Genomic DNA, 1,425 nt, shown 5'->3' on the forward strand with positions numbered 1-1,425 from the left:
TACACCCTCATCTGCGAAGAGCCAGGAAAGGCGCTTGTGCGGCGGCCTCTGACTCCTCAGCCAGCATCGAGAGCGCTCGAGCGATCTCATGGTCACGGGTGGCGACTGCATGCTGGTAGCGCATGGCGATCCCGGGGGTGGCGTGGCCGGCTCGTGCCTGCAGTTCCGCGAGGGTGGCTCCGGACTGGGCGAGCAAGGTGAGCCCCGCGTGGCGGAGGTGGTGGAAGCGCAGCGTTCCAGGGAGCTCTGCCCGGCGCGCGGCCCGCTTGAAGGTGTCCGCGAACGTCGGTCCGTAGATCTGCCGATCCACTCCGGGCCGGGCCGCGAAAAGCAGACCGTTCTGCCCTGGGTTGGCGAAACGATCGAGATGATCGGCGAGATCCGCTCCGATGTGCGGCGGCAATGCGACTGCCCGGACGCCAGCGTCCGTCTTCGGCCGACCGACGATCGGCCGGCCGTCTACCCACGTCACTCCCCTGGCGATCGTGACTGTGCCGTGGGACACATCTCGGCGTCGCAGCTCCAGCAGCTCCCCGGAGCGCAGCTGACACCACGCACCCAGAAGGATGGCCGCCCGGAGCCGCTCCGGCATCTGGTCTGCCAGCAGGCGTATCTCCAACGGTGTGAGGACAACAGGGTGCGTCGCAGGGCGGACGAGACTGCCCCCACGGACCCGGCACGGGTTGACCGCCAGCAACTCCTCGTCGACGGCACTGGACAAGATCGTCTTGAGCAAGGCGTAGGTGCGGGCGCGCAAGGTCGGCCGGTCGGGCAGGAGCGCCGAGTACCAGGCGTCGACGCCCGCCCGGGTGATGCTCGGCAGGGTCTTCGCGCCGAGCGCGGGAAGGATGTGCCGGTCGAGGTAGTGCCGGTACGTCCGCGCCGTCGACGGCCGTAGCGGTTCGCCTGTCGAGCTGCGCCGGGTCGACAGCCACCGCTCGGCGTACTCGGCGAGCGTGATCTTCGAGGCGAGCGCGGTCGGGCGGATGACACCTTGGACGATCAGCGTCCGTTGGGCCGCGAGCCAGTCCTGGGCGTCCGTCTTGCGCGCGAAGGTCGTCGGCGCGTTGACATACCGGCGCGGCACCACGCCGGCGACCTGGTAGCGGGCCCTATAGCGACCCGACGGCAGCTTGGTGATCTGCCCGAAGCCCGCGCGCCTGCCAGCCATCTCCGCCGCCCTCGTGTCGCACACGTGTCGCAAGGAGGAGGTGATCCCACGTCACTCGGTTCTCTCCTGCGGGTGCTTTCCAGCATATCTCCGCAGGTCAAGTGCAGTCTCGGCTCATCTCTGTTCCACTCGGTTCACCCTGCGTGGCTCGGTTCGAATCCCACTCGGGGCACCAGCATGACGGGGGCAGGTGTCGCGTCGTGTCGCATCCGGGCCGCAGTGGGTGACACCTGAGCCCTGATCCACCGGTCCCT

1 protein-coding gene is annotated in these 1,425 nt (G+C 68.7%); it reads right to left on the reverse strand.

Features of this window, described 5'->3' with window-relative positions; translation table 11 throughout:
* Positions 1 to 7 precede the first annotated feature (7 nt).
* Complete coding sequence (locus N866_RS18800) at positions 8 to 1,171, reverse strand: tyrosine-type recombinase/integrase (protein WP_155855502.1); 1,164 nt, start codon at positions 1,169 to 1,171, stop codon at positions 8 to 10.
* Between the last annotated feature and the right edge of the window lie 254 nt (positions 1,172 to 1,425).

The sequence above is a fragment of the Actinotalea ferrariae CF5-4 genome, from assembly GCF_000603945.1.
In the GTDB taxonomy this organism is placed as follows: Bacteria; Actinomycetota; Actinomycetes; order Actinomycetales; family Cellulomonadaceae; genus Actinotalea; species Actinotalea ferrariae.